The 15,884-nt window shown below is 60.6% G+C and carries 19 protein-coding genes and 1 tRNA gene; 14 read left to right on the forward strand and 6 right to left on the reverse strand.

Annotated elements, in window-relative coordinates; translation table 11 throughout:
• The first annotated feature begins 66 nt into the window (after positions 1–66).
• Both BLW66_RS18030 and parE read left to right on the forward strand, forming a co-directional pair.
• Entirely contained in the window at positions 67–342 is a 276-nt protein-coding gene (locus BLW66_RS18030) for a hypothetical protein (protein ID WP_089947041.1), read from the forward strand.
• Positions 343–438: 96 nt separating this feature from the next.
• Positions 439–2,391 carry a DNA topoisomerase IV subunit B gene (gene parE, locus BLW66_RS10220; protein WP_089947042.1) on the forward strand — a complete coding sequence of 651 codons (1,953 nt, stop codon included), beginning with the start codon at positions 439–441 and terminating at the stop codon, positions 2,389–2,391.
• A gap of 13 nt (positions 2,392–2,404) precedes the next feature.
• Here the strand turns inward: parE and BLW66_RS10225 are convergent, their stop codons facing one another.
• Entirely contained in the window at positions 2,405–3,157 is a 753-nt protein-coding gene (locus tag BLW66_RS10225) for an AbiU2 domain-containing protein (RefSeq protein ID WP_089947043.1), read from the reverse strand.
• A 268-nt stretch (positions 3,158–3,425) separates the two neighbouring features.
• Complete coding sequence (locus BLW66_RS10230; protein ID WP_089947044.1) at positions 3,426–3,815, reverse strand: c-type cytochrome; 390 nt, start codon at positions 3,813–3,815, stop codon at positions 3,426–3,428.
• A gap of 111 nt (positions 3,816–3,926) precedes the next feature.
• Here BLW66_RS10230 and BLW66_RS10235 point away from each other — a divergent pair, with 111 nt between their 5' ends.
• The 3 genes from BLW66_RS10235 to BLW66_RS10245 are packed head-to-tail and all read left to right on the forward strand — an operon-like array spanning position 3,927 to position 5,700.
• A complete protein-coding gene (locus BLW66_RS10235) occupies positions 3,927–4,610 on the forward strand; it encodes a hypothetical protein (protein WP_089947045.1) in 684 nt (227 codons plus the stop codon).
• 23 nt (positions 4,611–4,633) lie between these two features.
• Positions 4,634–5,353 (forward strand): SDR family NAD(P)-dependent oxidoreductase, encoded by a 720-nt coding sequence (locus BLW66_RS10240; RefSeq protein ID WP_089947046.1) that lies wholly within the window; start codon positions 4,634–4,636, stop codon positions 5,351–5,353.
• Positions 5,350–5,700, forward strand: a complete 351-nt coding sequence (locus BLW66_RS10245; RefSeq protein ID WP_089947047.1) for a hypothetical protein — start codon at positions 5,350–5,352, stop codon at positions 5,698–5,700. Before BLW66_RS10240 ends, BLW66_RS10245 begins: the two co-directional genes overlap by 4 nt.
• Positions 5,701–5,720: 20 nt before the next feature.
• Here BLW66_RS10245 and BLW66_RS17920 read toward each other — a convergent pair whose 3' ends face one another.
• Positions 5,721–5,888: a hypothetical protein gene (locus tag BLW66_RS17920; protein ID WP_170833453.1), complete on the reverse strand. Its 168-nt coding sequence runs from the start codon at positions 5,886–5,888 to the stop codon at positions 5,721–5,723.
• 119 nt (positions 5,889–6,007) lie between these two features.
• On the opposite strand from BLW66_RS17920, the gene BLW66_RS10250 reads away from it, so the two are divergent.
• A complete protein-coding gene (locus BLW66_RS10250; protein ID WP_089947048.1) occupies positions 6,008–6,457 on the forward strand; it encodes a DMT family transporter in 450 nt (149 codons plus the stop codon).
• Between the two features lie 49 nt (positions 6,458–6,506).
• Here the strand turns inward: BLW66_RS10250 and BLW66_RS10255 are convergent, their stop codons facing one another.
• The 3 genes from BLW66_RS10255 to BLW66_RS10265 all read right to left on the reverse strand — a co-directional run bounded on the left by BLW66_RS10255 (position 6,507) and on the right by BLW66_RS10265 (position 9,692).
• Positions 6,507–8,336 (reverse strand): ABC-F family ATP-binding cassette domain-containing protein, encoded by a 1,830-nt coding sequence (locus BLW66_RS10255; RefSeq protein ID WP_089947049.1) that lies wholly within the window; start codon positions 8,334–8,336, stop codon positions 6,507–6,509.
• Between the two features lie 40 nt (positions 8,337–8,376).
• Positions 8,377–9,114, reverse strand: a complete 738-nt coding sequence (locus BLW66_RS10260) for a GNAT family N-acetyltransferase (protein WP_089947050.1) — start codon at positions 9,112–9,114, stop codon at positions 8,377–8,379.
• 107 nt (positions 9,115–9,221) lie between these two features.
• A complete protein-coding gene (locus tag BLW66_RS10265) occupies positions 9,222–9,692 on the reverse strand; it encodes an outer membrane protein assembly factor BamE (RefSeq protein WP_089947051.1) in 471 nt (156 codons plus the stop codon).
• Positions 9,693–9,796: 104 nt separating this feature from the next.
• Between BLW66_RS10265 and BLW66_RS10270 the strand changes: the two genes are divergently transcribed.
• From BLW66_RS10270 to BLW66_RS10310, 8 genes are all read left to right on the forward strand, one after another.
• Complete coding sequence (locus tag BLW66_RS10270; protein WP_089947095.1) at positions 9,797–10,339, forward strand: YceD family protein; 543 nt, start codon at positions 9,797–9,799, stop codon at positions 10,337–10,339.
• A gap of 186 nt (positions 10,340–10,525) precedes the next feature.
• Positions 10,526–10,732 carry a 50S ribosomal protein L32 gene (rpmF, locus tag BLW66_RS10275; protein ID WP_073140558.1) on the forward strand — a complete coding sequence of 69 codons (207 nt, stop codon included), beginning with the start codon at positions 10,526–10,528 and terminating at the stop codon, positions 10,730–10,732.
• A 31-nt stretch (positions 10,733–10,763) separates the two neighbouring features.
• Entirely contained in the window at positions 10,764–11,873 is a 1,110-nt protein-coding gene (gene plsX, locus BLW66_RS10280) for a phosphate acyltransferase PlsX (RefSeq protein WP_394198615.1), read from the forward strand.
• 2 nt (positions 11,874–11,875) lie between these two features.
• The gene (locus tag BLW66_RS10285; protein WP_170833454.1) at positions 11,876–12,847 is read left to right on the forward strand and encodes a beta-ketoacyl-ACP synthase III; all 972 of its coding nucleotides are present in this window, start codon (positions 11,876–11,878) and stop codon (positions 12,845–12,847) included.
• A 111-nt stretch (positions 12,848–12,958) separates the two neighbouring features.
• Positions 12,959–13,261, forward strand: a complete 303-nt coding sequence (ihfA, locus tag BLW66_RS10290) for an integration host factor subunit alpha (RefSeq protein WP_089947054.1) — start codon at positions 12,959–12,961, stop codon at positions 13,259–13,261.
• A 25-nt stretch (positions 13,262–13,286) separates the two neighbouring features.
• Positions 13,287–14,486, forward strand: coding sequence for a MerR family transcriptional regulator (locus tag BLW66_RS18130; RefSeq protein WP_244508617.1), 1,200 nt, complete (start codon positions 13,287–13,289; stop codon positions 14,484–14,486).
• Between the two features lie 96 nt (positions 14,487–14,582).
• Positions 14,583–14,659 (forward strand) — tRNA-Pro (locus BLW66_RS10305).
• 60 nt (positions 14,660–14,719) lie between these two features.
• Positions 14,720–15,814 (forward strand): 2'-deoxycytidine 5'-triphosphate deaminase, encoded by a 1,095-nt coding sequence (locus tag BLW66_RS10310; protein WP_280140680.1) that lies wholly within the window; start codon positions 14,720–14,722, stop codon positions 15,812–15,814.
• Positions 15,815–15,884: the final 70 nt, after the last annotated feature.

Consider the following 15,884-nt stretch of genomic DNA (forward strand, 5'->3'; position numbering starts at 1 on the left):
GCAGGTGCCGAACCGCTAGTGCCACCCTGCCGCAAGGCATGACCCAGTAACGAGAGCCCGTATCACATGCCCCTGCCCTTACCTTCGGAATCCCCGCGCGCCCTCTTGGCCCGCTTCCTCACCGATACCTCCGGTGCCGTCGTCACTGACTGGGTGGTGCTGACCGCCGCCATCGCGGGCATCGGCGTCGCCGTGGTCACGATCACCAACGTCGGGGTGGAGCGGTCTTCTTCCAACATTCAGAAGTGTCTGGAAATTCAGGGCGATAAATGGGGCGGCACCAACGGTGGCGACTATGGGCAGCGGCTGGAAAGCATCCAAAACGAGTGTGGCGCGCTGTAACCCGCCAGTTTCGCGTACACACGCCATAAACCGCCCTTCCCCCCGCTAGCCCGCTCTGCCATAATCGCGCTCAAACCAACAAAAATGAGCAGCGGTATGAGCGACCTTCTTTCCAGTGGGCCAGATGACTACAACGCCTCCTCTATCGAGGTTCTCGAGGGTCTGGAGCCCGTGCGCAAACGCCCCGGTATGTATATCGGCGGCACCGACGAGCGCGCGTTGCACCACTTGGTGGCCGAGGTGCTCGACAACTCGATGGATGAGGCCGTCGCCGGTCACGCCAACCGCATCGAGGTGACGCTGAACGCCGATTACTCCATCACCATCAGCGATAACGGGCGCGGCATCCCGATCGACCCGCACCCCAAGTTTCCCGACAAATCCGCGCTGGAGGTCATCTTGTGCACCCTGCACGCGGGCGGCAAATTCTCTGGCAAGGCCTACCAGACCTCCGGCGGTTTGCACGGCGTCGGGGCTTCGGTGGTCAACGCGCTGTCCGACAGCATGGTGGTGCAGGTGGCCCGCAACAAGGAACTCTACGAGCAGCGTTTTTCGCGCGGTATCCCGCTGGGCCCCGTGGAAAAAGTCGGCCCGACCCAAAACCGCCGCGGCACCACGGTGACCTTCCATGCGGACGCCGAAATCTTCGGCGCGCACCGCTTCAAGCCCGCGCGGCTATTCAAATCCATCCGTTCCAAGGCGTATCTCTTCTCTGGCGTGGAAATCCGCTGGAAAACCGAGATCGACGACGGTGAAACCCCCGCCACCGCGACCTTCCACTTTCCGGGCGGCTTGGCGGACTACCTCTCCGAAACACTTGGCAAATCAACCACCTACGCCGATGCCGCCTTTGCAGGCACCGTCGACTTCAACGAGAAATTCGGCGCCGCAGGCAAGGTCGAATGGGCCATCAACTGGACCCCTGCCCGCGACGGTTTCATCCAAAGCTACTGTAACACCGTGCCCACGCCCGAGGGCGGCACGCACGTTACCGGCTTCTGGGCCGCGATCCTCAAGGGCATCAAGGCCTACGGCGAGCTGACCCACAACAAAAAGGCCGCGCAGATCACCCGTGACGACCTGATCTCCGGCGGCTGTGCGCTGGTGTCCTGCTTCATCGCGGAACCTGCCTTCGTGGGCCAAACCAAGGACCGCCTGTCGACCGAGGCCGCGGCCAAAATGACCGAAGGGGCTGTGCGCGACCACTTCGACAACTGGCTGGCCTCCGACACCAAATCTGCCGGTGCGATCCTCGACTTCCTTGTGCTGCGCGCCGAGGAACGTCTGCGCCGTAAGCAGGAGAAAGAGACCTCCCGCAAGTCCGCCACCAAGAAGCTGCGCCTGCCGGGCAAGCTGACCGATTGCACGTCCAAAACCCGCGAGGGCACGGAGCTGTTCATCGTGGAGGGCGACTCGGCCGGTGGCTCCGCCAAGGGCGCGCGCAATCGTGTTAATCAGGCGCTTTTGCCGCTCAAGGGTAAAATCCTGAACGTGCTGGGCGCGGCGTCCGGCAAGTTGCATTCCAACTCCGAAATCTCCGATCTGTGCGAGGCGCTTGGTGTTGGCATGGGCACCAAGTTCAACGTCGAGGACCTGCGCTACGACAAGATCATCATCATGACCGATGCGGATGTCGACGGCGCGCATATCGCGTCACTGCTGATGACGTTCTTCTTCATCCAGATGCGCCCGCTCATTGACCAAGGCCACCTCTATCTGGCCTGCCCGCCGCTCTATCGCCTGACCCAAGGCCCCAAACGCCTCTATGTGGCCGACGATATTGAGAAGGACGCGGCGATGGCCAAGGGCTTGGGCGGTAAGGGTAAAATTGACCTGCAACGCTTCAAGGGCCTGGGCGAGATGGACGCGAAGGACCTCAAAGAGACGACGATGGACCCCACCTCCCGCAAACTCATCCGCGTGACGGTGCAAGAGGACGAGCCGGGCGAGACCGGCGACCTGGTCGAGCGCCTGATGGGCAAAAAACCGGAGCTACGGTTCGAGTACATCCAGCAGAACGCGAAGTTTGTTGAGGATGTGGATGTTTAGAGACGCATTTTATTTAATCGTGCTCGTCGGGAGTTCGATCTAACCAACTCGGATATTTATAGACCTCTTTATAGGCCTCGTAATCGCCATTCTTAATTAATGACCTTGCTAGATCAGGCTTGGCATCCCACCCCTTTTTTCCATCCAAAAGTAATTTGAGAACGAATGTCTCATCTTTCAGAGCAGAAACTGGGTGCGTTACATAGTGTGTATCCAGACGTTCTGATCCAATCCTCTTTATGACTGCCGCGATGGCGTCTATCGCGTCCGTGACCTTTTGACGTGACGCACTTTCAAGCTTTACTGACCCCATCCTGTAATCATAGTCGGAGTGGGCAATACGCTTGTCGCTCCAGTTTTTAGCAAAGGCTGCTTTTGTCTTAGCTTCTTGAATTAGTTTCCGAAGTTCTTGGTCATTTGTTTGTTTTGAAATCTCTCTCAACAATCCCAAACTTAATGGCCTACGCTTTATTCGACTAGCCCCTTCATCGTTAAAACGTCGCAAACGTATCAAGACACTTTCCCAAAGGGAAATTTCAATTGTTTGGGCAAAGCTCCCAGAAATCGAATTGAGTAACTCAACTCTTTCCTTGTTTTTACCAAATAACTCTCGATATGATCGCCACATCAATCGCAGTTCGAAAAGATCACTTTTGAGCAGGTGGAATTCTTTGGCAATCTGTTCACCAAATTCTTCAACATGTTTATCCGGAATATCGTCCATGTTAAGCCACTCTACAAAACTAACTTCCAGAAGAGTGTGCATACCAATTTTCGAAGTAGCAAGTTTGATCGCGTCAAATTTCTACTATAAGAAGTACTATGAGGTTAGCACAAGCCGCGCATCGCCGTCACGCGGGGTGGCGATCTAACGCTAGTGACTGCCACTTTATGGCTGCCAAACTCCTCCCCCAAAACTGACCGTCCCCAGCATCAGCAAAATCGCCGCCCCATGGGGCGTGACGGCGATGCGCGGCGGCTACGCCTTGATTCCGCGCGGGGGAGAGCGCCCGACGTTTTGCCGACCGCCAAGATCACTCCACCTGAAGCGTCTGCAAATACTCCGCCACCGCCAGCAAGGGCTGCGGCACGGGGGTCATGACGCCGTCCAGTTCGATCTGGTCCATCGGCCCCTCGAACCAGCTGCCGAACTCCGGCATCGCGGTCTCGAACTTGGGGTTGCGGTGGAAGCCGTCGATGGTGCTCAGCACCCGCTCCATCGGGAAAGCCCCGCCGTTGCGCGCACTTAGCGTGGTCAGGTTCGCAGGCTTGCGCTTCAACCCCGCCGCCACCCAGCCCGTGCCCGCGCCATCCACCCCGTGGCAGGCCGTGCAATTTTCCGCAAACAACTGCGCGCCCGAGGGCGGCTCCGGCGCGGTGCATCCTGCAAGTGCCCCAACGGCCAATATATAAACGAGTTTCATCTGCGCCTCCCGAGTGTTGTTTTGCGGTGATCCTAGCACCCTACCTGCCGCTCGCCTTGCGCCATGTCAAACCCTCTTGCCCAATGTGCGAACTCTTGCCACTGTGCGTCTATGCGTGTGCTGTTTCTTCTTATGTTCCTTGGCCTTACCGCCTGCGGCAGGCCCCTGACCAAAGCGGAGCTGCAATTCGCCGCCGACTTCCACGGCCCCGATCTGGACGCCAGCAAGGTGCGCGTCCGCGCGGCCCCTGTGTTGAAGCTCTACCGCGCCACCTACCCCACGCCGCCGCGTACCACCTGCGTGCAAAAGCTGTTCCCGCCCGCCAAGGGACCGACGGTCTCCGGCTCCCCCGCCGCGACCGTTTTGTTCAACACGGTCAATGTGAACCCCGACTACCACGCCCGCAACTACCTGCCCGCCTACCCCGAGGCGTCCTTGCTGCTGGCGACCATGTTCCTCGCCCACGAGCTGATCCACGTCTGGCAGTGGCAAAACCGTGAGTTGACCGGCTACCACCCCCTCAAGGCCGCGCGCGAGCACCAGAACCAGCCGGACCCCTATCTGTTCGAGCTGTCCTCCAGCCGTAAACTGCTCGACTTCGGCTATGAGCAGCAAGGCGCCATCGCGGAGGAATACGTCTGCTGTGCAGCCCTTGCCCCGAAAGCCGCCCGCACCGCACGGCTGGAGGCCTTGCTGGGCGAGCATTTCGACCTGCGCGCGATGACCGCCCGCTTGGATCAGTCCGAAGTAGTGCTGCCGTGGGACGGGGTGGAGTTGAACGGAATCTGTGATTAGGCTTCACGTCGGAGGAGACCAGAATGAACACATATGATTTGAGCGGCCGCGTCGCCGTTGTAACAGGCGGGGCGCAGGGGATCGGCTTGGCGGTAACGGAACGGCTGCAAGCCTCCGGCGCCAAGGTCGCGGTATGGGACATGCAAGGCGCCAGCTCAGGTGACGCGCAGATGGTCTGCGACATCGCCGATATGGCGTCTGTGAAAGCGGCGCTTGCTGCGACGGAAGCCGCCCTTGGGCCGGTGGACATCTTGGTGAACTCTGCCGGCATCGCGGGGCCAAACGCCCCGATCGGGGAGTACGATGACGCCGCTTGGGCACAGATCATCGCTATCAACCTCACCGGCACCTACAACACCAACAAGGCGGTGCTGGCGGGCATGCAAAGCCGCGACTATGGCCGTATCGTCAACATTGCGTCCATCGCGGGCAAAGAAGGCAACCCGAACGCTTGCGCCTATTCGGCGTCCAAAGCAGGCGTCATCGGCTTCACCAAATCGGCAGGCAAAGAGAACGCCGCCCATAATATCGCGGTGAATTGCGTCACCCCTGCCGCGGCCCGCACGCCGATTTTCGACCAGATGAGCGAGGAGCACATCGACTACATGCTCTCGAAGATCCCGCGCGCACGGTTCCTAGAGGTCGAGGAGGCCGCAAGCATGATCGCGTGGATCGTATCCGCCGAGAACTCCTTTACCACAGGCGCAGTGTTTGACCTCTCCGGCGGTCGGGCAACGTATTGAACATCAAGGCAAGAACCGTCTTGAGCATGGTCGGCTATAGCTTGGTTACGATGCTCATTGTGGTGGCGGGCGTCGCGGTGGTGTTGCCCATGATAGAGCCACAATCAAACGTCAGGTATCAAACCGTCAAAATTTTGGCGCGCGGCACATCCAGTGTGAGCGATCAATCCGCCGCGCGTGGAGAGCCGCTGGTCGAGGTGCAGCTGCCGGACGGGCAAATACTTCGCCTGCCGGGTATGTATTATGCAGTTCATACCACTCTGGAGACGGCCTGCCTGCGCACAAGCCAAGGTCGCTTCACCGGCGTAATAAAACGGGATCTGCGCCCGATAAATCAGTGCGGCTAGCGGTCTTTCAACTGCGCTCCCTACGCCGCAATGCGTGCGCCCATCCGGGCCATCTCCGGCCCTGTCAGCTCGGTCTTCATGGCCTTTGGCGAGGCCTCGTATTTTGCATAGATCTTACGGCTGCGTTCTACCGTTCGCATCGCTTTAACGGCGGGGGTGAAGGCGATGTCGTGATGCGCGTTCGGCATGGTTAAGGCTTCGTTTCGGTTGGCCCAGGGTAGCTGGCCGCTTGCCCTTTGCCGGAACTCCATGCATCACTTCTACGTCACGACGCCCGATTTCCACTGAAAGCCACGGACAGACAGCCATGAACACCACATCCTACGCCCTGATTATGCTGGCCGCGGGCATCGGAATTCCCGTGCTCGCCGCCCTGAACGCCAGCCTTGGGCGCACGATCGGGGCCCCAGCCGCAGCCTCCGTTGTGCTGTTTGCGGTGGCGTTCCTCAGCGCGTTGGTGGTGGCCATCATCACCGGTCCCGCCGCCATCGCCAAGGTCGCGACAGCGCCAAAACACCTGCTATTGGCGGGGGTGCTGATTGCCTTCTACGTGCTGACCATCACCTACATCGCGCCGCACTTCGGCATCGGAAACGCGGTGTTCTTCGTGCTATTGGGGCAATTGATATCGGCCGCGCTCATCGACCACTTCGGCCTGTTCGGCGCGGTGCAAACACCCCTCACGCTGACGCGGGCAGCGGGGATCGCGGTGATGGCAGGTGGGGTCTTTCTGACCCAAATCACGGGCCGCCCCTAAAAGGGGGCTGGCACGTCGTTCCAATAAATCAGCCGTTTAGCGGGAAAAGCTAGGCCTTCCCCGCCTTCTCTTCCAGCGTCATCCATTCTTCTTCAGCGGCATCCAGCACGGCCTGCCGCTCCACCAAAGCATCTGTGGCCTTTTGGAATTTGGCCGGATGGTCGGTAAACAGGTTCGGGTCAGACATAAACTCCACCAGCTTGGCGATCTCGGCCTCAAGGCGCGCCATTTCGTCGGGCAAGGCCTCAAGCCGGTGCTTCTCGGTAAAGGTCAGCCCACCGCTGGCTTCCGCCTTCTTGTCTTCAGCGGCCTGACGCCCTTTCTCTCGGCGCGACTGCGCGGGCTTCTCGGATAGAACCGAGGCATCGCCAGCCTCAGCAGCTTGCGCTTTGTAGTCGGACCAACCGCCGGCATAGACCGTTGCCTTCCCGTCCTTCAGCGCCACGGTGGTCGAGGCCACACGGTCCAGAAAGTCGCGGTCGTGGCTCACAAGGATCACAGTGCCATCGTAGTCAGAGATCAGCTCCTGCATCAGGTCCAGCGTCTCGATGTCCAGATCGTTTGTCGGCTCGTCGAGGATCAGCAAGTTGCTTTCCCGCGCCATAATCCGCGCCAGCAATAGCCGTGCTTTTTCACCACCAGACAAGGATTTAACCGGCGCGCGGGCCTGCGCCTCGTCGAACAGGAATTCCTTGAGGTAGCCCACAACATGCTTCGGGGTGCCGCGCACCATGACGTGATCACCTTGCCCGCGCACGCGGGTCGCGGGATCCTCGGTCATCGCCGACCACAGCGTATCTTCTGGGTTCAGGGCGGCGCGGTTCTGGTCAAACACCGCCATCTCCAGATTGGTGCCGATCTTCACAGTGCCACTGTCGGGGGCCACTTCGCCCGTCATCAGTTTTAGCAGCGTGGTTTTCCCCGCGCCGTTCGGGCCAACCAACGCAATGCGGTCGCCACGGTTCACCTTCAGCGAGAAGTTTTTCACAATCGTTTTGTCGCCAAAGGCCAGCGACACGTCGTCCATAACAAACACCTGTTTGCCGGACTTCGGCCCCGCCTCCAGCGCCATGGCAGCGGTGCCTTGACGTTTGATCTGGCCTGCTTTCTCCGCCCGCAAGTCCTGCAACGCCCGCACGCGGCCTTGGTTACGCTTGCGCCGCGCCGAGATGCCCTCGACCGCCCAACGGGCCTCCGCCTTGATCTTGCGGTTCAGCTTGTGGCGCTGCTGGTCTTCGTCTTCCCACAGCTTGTCGCGCCACTCCTCAAAGCGGTCGAACCCCTGCTCTTGGCGGCGCACTTGGCCACGGTCGACCCAGAGCGTGGCGCGGGTTAGCGCGCGCAAAAACGCCCTATCGTGCGAAATCAGGATGTAAGCCGCGCGGGTGGAGGACAGATGCCCCTCCAGCCATGCGATGGCCTCGATATCAAGGTGGTTGGTCGGCTCATCAAGCAGCATCAACTCCGGCGCCTCCGCCAACAGTTTTGCCAAGGCGGCACGGCGGCGCTCCCCGCCGGAGGCCGCGTCGACCTTCGCGTCTAGGTTCAGCTTCAACCCCTCAGCTGCGCTCAGCAGCTTGTATTCCTCGCTGGGGTCCATCTCGCTCAGGGCGAACTCGCCCAGCGTGTCGAACCCGCTCAGGTCGGGGTCTTGTTGCATGTATCCGGTGGTCACGCCGGGCGCGAGAAAGCGCGCGCCGGAATCGGGTTCAATAATCCCGCCCATGACTTTCATCAGCGTCGACTTGCCAGAGCCGTTGCGCCCCACGAGGGCCACACGGTCCCCCGGTTGGACAACCAACCCGAGGTCAGAGAATAAGGGATCGCCGCCGAAGGTCAGCGAGATGTCGGTGAGTTGTAAATGCGGTGTACGTGCCATGGAACACCCGCTACGGCCTCCGCGCTACGGCGTCAACTGATCACCCGACGACGGCGCGTAAAAGCTTCTTGCGGGCGGGGGGAATCGCCGTGATCTCCAGCCCCGTGAACACATGCAGCGTGTTCATCTCCTCATCAATCACCGCATGGTCACTGACCCATCCCCCCATCGCCAGATAGGTGCGCAGCAGCGGCGGCATAGATTGCATCGCAGTTTTCATGTCGGGGCGGTGCAATTCCAGCCTGTCCGCATAGGGGAAGATCGACGCCGCCTTGACGCGCGGCAGCCAGTGCGGTGGCGCTAAATGGCGTGCCTTCAAAAGCGCGAACGCGTCCAGATACGCCTCCCCCGACGTCCCTTTGAAAGAGGAGCAGCCGAATAACATCTGTACGGACGCCGCATCCACGTAGGCCGTCAGCGCCCCCCACGCGACGCGCAAAATGTCGGGGTCACTGTGGTCGGGGTGGATGCAGAACCGCCCTACCTCCAGCATCTTGCCATCGTAGCATGCCAGCCGCGATAGCCCGTAGTGCTGCGCCGAATAGCTTTGCTCAATCGCGCCGCCACTGTCCAACGCCAGCAGCCGATACGCGCAGACAAGCGCACCGCGTGCGGTGTCCTCCACCAAAACATGCAGGCAGCTGTCGTCAAAGCTGTCGTGGTCCGGCGGCGCATCCGCGCCGTGAAAGGCCAGCGCGCGCAGCCGCTGGGCCGCCGCCACATCCTCAGGGCCGTCCGCAAAGCGGGCGACGTAGCGGCCTTTGCTCAGCAGTGGCATGATTTCGCCCTCCGGCGCGCGCCGCCTCACCAGCGAGACGGCGTCGATATAGCTACCTAAATATTATAAGCGCACAGACGCAAGAACCGGCGCAACTCGGGGAAAACTTATTCGCCCAAAGCCTGACCAAGGTCGATACGGCCAAAGTTGCGGATGATCTGGCGAATGAACGTCACGTCACGCACTGTGGTTTCCGTCACGCGGCGCGACAAGGTGACAACCCGCCCGTCTTGCAGGCCAAAGCGTTCCACATTTTGCAACACGTCGTCGTCGCTAAAGCGCAAGGCGATCACTTCGCGGTTGATTTCTTGAGGTTTTCTATAGGCGAAGTGGCGCAGCTTGCTACCCACATAGAACCAGTCACCGCCACGCAGAACGCCGGATGATGACGGCTTACCGATCAAATCCTCGACCGATCCACGCGTATCGACACCAACCGTGAGGCTTTGAAGATCTTCCTCTACAGGAATGTAGCCGTGGTTGCGGATAACTTCCGAGCACCCAGCCAGGACCACAAGCGCCGTTACTGCTACCAGTTGTACCAGACGCGATGCCTGTTTGATCTCACCGTGCCGCATGCGCGACCCCCGTATTTTGTTCGTGTCTTGCTCTACTCGCGCCCAAAGGCCTAAAGAAGGACTTACAGAAGGACGCGCAAGTGATCAAGAAAGATAGCTCCCCTATGGCTAAGACAACAGTGTTACGGCTGGCAGACCTGCCGACCCGCAAAATCACACAGATCGACTACACCCCCGACGCGGCGGTGCTAGAGCGGCTCGCAACCGAGATGGACCTGAGCGCGCTGCGCAAGGTTCGGCTGGACGGCACGCTAAAGCCGCTTGGCAACAAGGACTGGCAATTGAACGCCCGCCTTGGCGCAACGGTGGTGCAGCCTTGCGTTATAACGCTGGCCCCGGTGACCACACGGATAGATGAGCAGGTGGAGCGCAACTACCTGTCCGACTGGATGGAACCCACTGCGGCAGAGCTGGAAATGGACGGCGACGACATCTCCGAACCGCTGCCCGAAGCCATTGATCTGGCGCAGATCACCGCGGAGGTGCTGGCCATCGCCGTCCCCGCCTACCCGCGTGCCGAAGGCGCGGAGCTGTCGAAAAAAGATTTTACCGAGCCGGGGCAAGAGCCGCTCACCGACGAAGATGTGAAGCCATTTGCGGGCCTCGCCTCCCTGAAAGCCAAGCTGGAAAACCCCGACAAAGACTAATCGCGCAAGGAAGCGCCCCGAATCGTCTTGCCATATGCGATGGAATAGGTATTTTCCGCGCTTCTTGAGATTATGGCTCTGGACGCGAGGACCATGAGGCGTTAGACGCCCACGGAACGTCGTCGTAAAGACGCCTACACTGACACACGGGCCAAAGCTGGCCCCTTTAACACCAAAGGTTGAGACATGGCCGTCCAGCAGAATAAAGTATCCAAGTCGCGCCGCAACAATCGTCGCGCCCATGACGCGCTGGTGGCTGCGAACCCTAACGAGTGCAGCAACTGCGGCGAACTGAAACGCCCACACCACGTTTGCCCATCTTGTGGCCACTACGCAGAACGCGAAGTTGTGGCTTTGGCGAACGAAGTCGATCTGGACGACGACGCCGCATAAGCTTACGCTGCTTCGCTACAATAATGCGAAAATACAGGCAGGCTTACCGGTGAGTTCATCAGACACAGTCATATCAATTGACGCTATGGGCGGGGACTTGGGCCCCGCCGTTGTCGTTGCTGGAATGGCAATGTCGGCTAAGGCGAACCCAGAAGTGCGCTTCATCGTGCACGGCGACAAGGATGAGCTGTCAAAGCACATCGAAAAGCGCGGCATCGCTGACCGCTGCGAGATTCGCCACACCGATGATGTGGTCACCATGCATGAAAAGCCGTCCCACGTGATGCGGCATGGCAAGGGCACGTCCATGTGGTCTGCCATTGATGCCGTGCGCGCGGGCGACGCGACGGTCTGCGTCAGCTGCGGCAACACCGGCGCTCTCATGGCTGTGGCCATGATCCGGCTGCGTAAGGTTCCGGGCGTGAACCGCCCCGCCATCGCGTGCCTGTGGCCCTCGCGCAATCCCTCCGGCTTCAATGTGATGCTCGACGTGGGGGCAGACATTCGCGCCGATCAAGATGACTTGCTGCAATATGCTCTGATGGGCCTCAGCTACGCGCGCAACGGCTTTGACCTCACCCGCCCCCGCATCGGCCTGCTCAACGTCGGCACTGAGGAACACAAGGGCCGCGCTGAGCTAAAAGTCGCGCATGAGATGATCGAGGCCGCCGCCGAATATAACGATTTCGAGTACGTGGGCTTTATCGAGGGCGGCGATATCCCGTCAGACCGCGTGGACGTGATCGTCACCGACGGGTTCACCGGAAATGTGGCGCTGAAAACCGCGGAAGGCACCGCTAACCTGATCTCTGGCCGCCTGCGCGAGGCCTTTCTTTATTCGCTCCCCTCACGCTTCGCGGCCTTGCTGGCCTACCCATCGCTGCAACGCCTGAAAAAGCGCATCGACCCGCGTCAGGCCAACGGCGGCGTGTTTCTTGGCCTCAACGGCACAGTGGTAAAATCCCACGGCTCCGCCGACGCTACCGGCGTCTCCGCCGCGATCAAGTTGGCCTTCCAGCTGGCGCAATCAGGTTTTGGCGAGAAGCTGGCCGCACGGGTTGCATCCGTTACCGAAGCGGGTCAATCTGAGGGTCCGGCTCCGAAGGCGCCGACGACGGCAAAAGGCAAACCCAATACATGACAATGATCCGTTCCGTTCTGCGTGGCATGGGCCACGCCCTGCCCGAGCGCGTGGTAGAAAACGCTGAGCTCGAAACCATTGTGGACACCACCGACGCATGGATCAGATCGCGCTCCGGAATTGAACGTCGCCACTTCGCGGCAGAGGGCCAAACCACCTCCGATCTGGCCACCGACGCCGCACGCGCCGCCTTGGCGGACGCAGGCATGGACGTATCCGACATTGACGCGATCGTGGTCGCCACCTCGACGCCCGACACGACCTTCCCCTCCGTCGCCACGATGGTCCAAGGCAACTTGGGCATGAAGACAGGCTTTGCCTTCGATGTGCAGGCCGTGTGTGCGGGCTTCGTCTTCGCCATGTCGAACGCCGACGCGTTGATCAAATCCGGTCAGGCCAAACGCGTGCTGGTCATCGGCGCGGAGACCTTCTCGCGCATCATGAACTGGGAAGACCGCACCACCTGCGTGCTGTTCGGCGACGGCGCTGGCGCCGTGGTCCTTGAGGCCGCCGAAGGCGAAGGCACCACGCAAGACGCGGGCATCCTTGCCACCGATCTGAACTCCGACGGCAGCTACCGCGACTTGCTTTATGTCGATGGCGGCGTCTCCAAAACCCAAACCACTGGCGTGCTGGTGATGCAGGGCAAAGAAGTCTTCCGCCACGCCGTCGAAAAGCTGGCCAAAACCGCTGAAGCCGCCCTTGCTAAGGTCGGGCTAAGCGATGACGACGTGGATTGGGTCGTGCCGCATCAGGCCAACCTGCGCATCATCAAAGCCACCGCCACCAAGATGAATATCCCGATGGAGCGCGTCGTTGTGACCGTCCAAGACCACGGGAATACCTCCGCCGCATCGATTCCCCTCGCCCTGTCCGTGGCCAAATCGGAGGGCAAGTTCGCCCCCGGTCAGCTGCTGGTAATGGAGGCAATCGGCGGTGGTTTGGCATGGGGCTCGGTCGTTTTGCGCCTTTGATGGGGGAAAACCCGCTCAATCTACGCATAAAGCGCGCAATCCAAGCCCTTGATATTGACTCGGAAATTCCCCCAAGCCTATCGTCTTGAAACATATTACTAGGGGGACGACATGACTGCCAAAACATTGACCCGCATGGATTTAAGTGAAGCTGTATTCCGAGAGGTCGGCCTGTCGCGCAATGAAAGCGCCGATTTGGTCGAAAGTGTTCTCAAACACATGTCCGACGCCTTGGTCGCGGGCCAACAAGTCAAGATCTCGTCCTTCGGCACATTCTCCGTCCGTGAGAAGTCCGCCCGCGTGGGCCGGAACCCGAAAACCGGCGAAGAAGTCCCTATTCACCCCCGCCGCGTGCTGACCTTCCGTCCGTCACATCTGATGAAAGACCGCGTCGCATCCGGCAACAAGTCCTGACCCGCCGATAACGGAGGTCTCGTTTATGGCAACCAAAGCGCGTGATGCGTTCCGTACCATTTCTGAAGTGGCCGACTGGCTGGATGTGCCAGCACATGTGCTGCGCTTTTGGGAAAGCAAGTTCACCCAGATCAAACCGGTGAAACGTGCCGGCGGACGGCGCTACTATCGCCCCGTCGATATGGAGCTGATCGGCGGCATTAAAAAGCTGCTGCATGACGACGGCATGACCATTCGCGGCGTACAAAAGCTGCTCAAGGAAGACGGCGTGAAAGCCGTAAGCGCGATGTCCCCCTCGCTTGACGGTGTGGACGAAGCCGCCTCGCCGCGCACCGCCCGCCGCAAGGCAGAGACCGCAGATATCGAGGATGCGGTCGAGAGCACGGCAGACGACACCGCAGATCAGTCCAGCGACACAAGCGATGATCGCAAAACGCATGACGCGTGGGACGCCGACGCCAAGCAAGACACCCCGCCCCCACCGCCTGCGCGCGAAATCGCGGCAACCGCCGACCAGACAGAAACCCAAAACGAGACGGGAACCGGCGACGCCGAAACCCCGCCCATGGAAGAGCCAATGCAAGAAGACGTGCCCGAGGCCCCCTTTATCGAGGTCGAAGAGGAGCCGCAGTTTGGCGGCGACAATGTGGTTGAACTGACAACGCGCGGCGAAGCGGCGGCTAAGCCTGAGCCTGAGCCTGAAATAGAAAAGCCGCCAGCGATGGAAGACACCCCAGAAGCTGCCCCCGATCCAATCGCGGAGCCAACCACCGCCGAAGACCTCGCTACGGAAACGACCACCGTTGAGGACGCCACCGCCCCAGAAACAGAGGCAGAGGCAGAGGCAGAGGCAGAGGCAGAGGCAGAGGCAGAGGCAGAGGCAGAGGCAGAGGCAGAGTTGACTGCCGCGCCCGAAGATCAAGCCCCTGACGCTGCCCCTGAAGAAGAAACCTTGGCCGAAAGCGCCCCCGAAGCGGAGCCAGAGCCTGAAGCCCCCGCCGTCGAGGCCGCCCCCGAACCAGAGCCCGCGCCAGAACCCGAACCAGAGCAGCCCCCTGCCGAAAAAGGGTTCCAGCTCTCGGAATCGCAGCTTGCCGCGCAGGCCTTGCACCGCGCCTTGCGCAGCACCCGCGCCAAGGCGGCGAACCCAGAGGAGCTGGCCCCGCATATTGCCCGCCTTCAGGCCCTGCGTGACCGTTTGGCCAACAACCTGTCCGCACAATAGACCGCTTCGGGCAGCGATGTTTTTGCAGGCCGTGCAATATTCTGCCCAAAGCCCTTGCCACCGCTTGGAATTTGGCTATGACATGGCGGCATTAGTCGGGCTATGGCGCAGCCTGGTAGCGCGTCCGTCTGGGGGACGGAAGGTCGCAGGTTCGAGTCCTGCTAGCCCGACCAATACCAAAACGCCCGTGTGCTTTTGCGCCGGGCGTTTCGTGTATCTAGGGGGATGATGTAGTGGCAGATTTCAAAGCAGGCGTGCTCGCCGATCACCAGATGCAGGCGATGATCGCCTCCGGCGCCATCACCGCTGAACAGCCCATTGAAGCTGGCCAAATTCAACCCGCCTCCCTTGACCTGCGCCTTGGCACCCACGCCTACCGTGTCCGCGCCTCCTTTCTGACGGGCCGCGATCATCCGGTGGAGCGGCGTTTGGAAGATTTCACCATGCACAAGGTCGACCTGACCAAAGGCGCGGTGCTGGAAAAGGGCTGCGTCTACGTCGTCCCGCTGTTGGAGCATCTGGCCCTGCCGCAAGACATGTCCGGCGCGGCCTCCGCGAAGTCCTCTATCGGTCGGCTCGACCTGCTCACCCGCGTCATTACCGATCACGGCGTAGAATTCGACCGCGTCCCTGCGGGCTACGTCGGTCCGCTCTATGCAGAGATTTGCCCGCGGTCCTTCTCCGTCGTGGCCCGCACGGGGCAAATGCTCAACCAGATCATCTTTCGCGTAGGCAAAACCGTCATGGACGATACGGCGCTACGCGCGTTGCACGCCGAAAGCCCGATCGTGTCCGGCGACGCGGTGATCTCTGACGGCTTGGGCTTCTCCGTCGATCTGAAGCCGCAAAACGGTGATCTGGTGGGCTACCGTGCCAAGCCACACACGGGCGTGATTGATCTGGACAAGCTCGCGCATTACGACCCCGCCGACTATTGGGAGGAGCTGCGCACAACAGAAGGCCGCCTGATCCTCGACCCCGGTGCGTTCTATATCCTCGTCAGCCAGCAAAGCATCACCATCCCGCCCCATTGCGCGGCAGAGATGGCCCCCTATCTGGCGATGGTCGGTGAATTCCGCGTGCACTACGCGGGCTTCTTCGATCCGGGTTTCGGCTACTCCAGCGCGGGCGGCACAGGCTCGCGCGGGGTGCTGGAGGTTCGTTGCCACGAAGCCCCCTTCGTGCTGGAGCACGGCCAAACCGTGGGCCGTCTGGTGTATGAGCACATGTCGGAAATCCCGACGCAGCTATACGGCGTCGACATCAAGTCAAACTACCAAGGCCAAGGCTTGAAGCTGTCCAAACACTTCAAAACCCCTGCCCCATAGCAATACGGGCGACCACTGGCCGCCCGCACGCTTTACTCCCCCACCACAAACGGCGCGGCGCACTCGTTAC

Origin of the sequence: Litoreibacter albidus, assembly GCF_900107015.1 — a bacterium.
GTDB classification, from domain to species: domain Bacteria; phylum Pseudomonadota; class Alphaproteobacteria; order Rhodobacterales; family Rhodobacteraceae; genus Litoreibacter; species Litoreibacter albidus.

Excerpts from the sequence above, each read along its gene's own strand:
- BLW66_RS10225 (WP_089947043.1), bottom strand. The coding sequence starts at position 3,157 with ATGCACACTCTTCTGGAAGTTAGTTTTGTAGAGTGGCTTAACATGGAC.
- BLW66_RS18030 (WP_089947041.1), top strand. The coding sequence starts at position 67 with ATGCCCCTGCCCTTACCTTCGGAATCCCCGCGCGCCCTCTTGGCCCGC.
- rpmF (WP_073140558.1), top strand. The coding sequence starts at position 10,526 with ATGGCCGTCCAGCAGAATAAAGTATCCAAGTCGCGCCGCAACAATCGT.
- parE (WP_089947042.1), top strand. The coding sequence starts at position 439 with ATGAGCGACCTTCTTTCCAGTGGGCCAGATGACTACAACGCCTCCTCT.
- BLW66_RS10235 (WP_089947045.1), top strand. The coding sequence starts at position 3,927 with ATGCGTGTGCTGTTTCTTCTTATGTTCCTTGGCCTTACCGCCTGCGGC.
- ihfA (WP_089947054.1), top strand. The coding sequence starts at position 12,959 with ATGACTGCCAAAACATTGACCCGCATGGATTTAAGTGAAGCTGTATTC.
- BLW66_RS10265 (WP_089947051.1), bottom strand. The coding sequence starts at position 9,692 with ATGCGGCACGGTGAGATCAAACAGGCATCGCGTCTGGTACAACTGGTA.
- BLW66_RS10255 (WP_089947049.1), bottom strand. The coding sequence starts at position 8,336 with ATGGCACGTACACCGCATTTACAACTCACCGACATCTCGCTGACCTTC.
- BLW66_RS10230 (WP_089947044.1), bottom strand. The coding sequence starts at position 3,815 with ATGAAACTCGTTTATATATTGGCCGTTGGGGCACTTGCAGGATGCACC.
- BLW66_RS10260 (WP_089947050.1), bottom strand. The coding sequence starts at position 9,114 with ATGCCACTGCTGAGCAAAGGCCGCTACGTCGCCCGCTTTGCGGACGGC.
- BLW66_RS10270 (WP_089947095.1), top strand. The coding sequence starts at position 9,797 with ATGGCTAAGACAACAGTGTTACGGCTGGCAGACCTGCCGACCCGCAAA.
- BLW66_RS10250 (WP_089947048.1), top strand. The coding sequence starts at position 6,008 with ATGAACACCACATCCTACGCCCTGATTATGCTGGCCGCGGGCATCGGA.
- BLW66_RS18130 (WP_244508617.1), top strand. The coding sequence starts at position 13,287 with ATGGCAACCAAAGCGCGTGATGCGTTCCGTACCATTTCTGAAGTGGCC.
- BLW66_RS10240 (WP_089947046.1), top strand. The coding sequence starts at position 4,634 with ATGAACACATATGATTTGAGCGGCCGCGTCGCCGTTGTAACAGGCGGG.
- BLW66_RS17920 (WP_170833453.1), bottom strand. The coding sequence starts at position 5,888 with ATGCCGAACGCGCATCACGACATCGCCTTCACCCCCGCCGTTAAAGCG.
- BLW66_RS10285 (WP_170833454.1), top strand. The coding sequence starts at position 11,876 with ATGATCCGTTCCGTTCTGCGTGGCATGGGCCACGCCCTGCCCGAGCGC.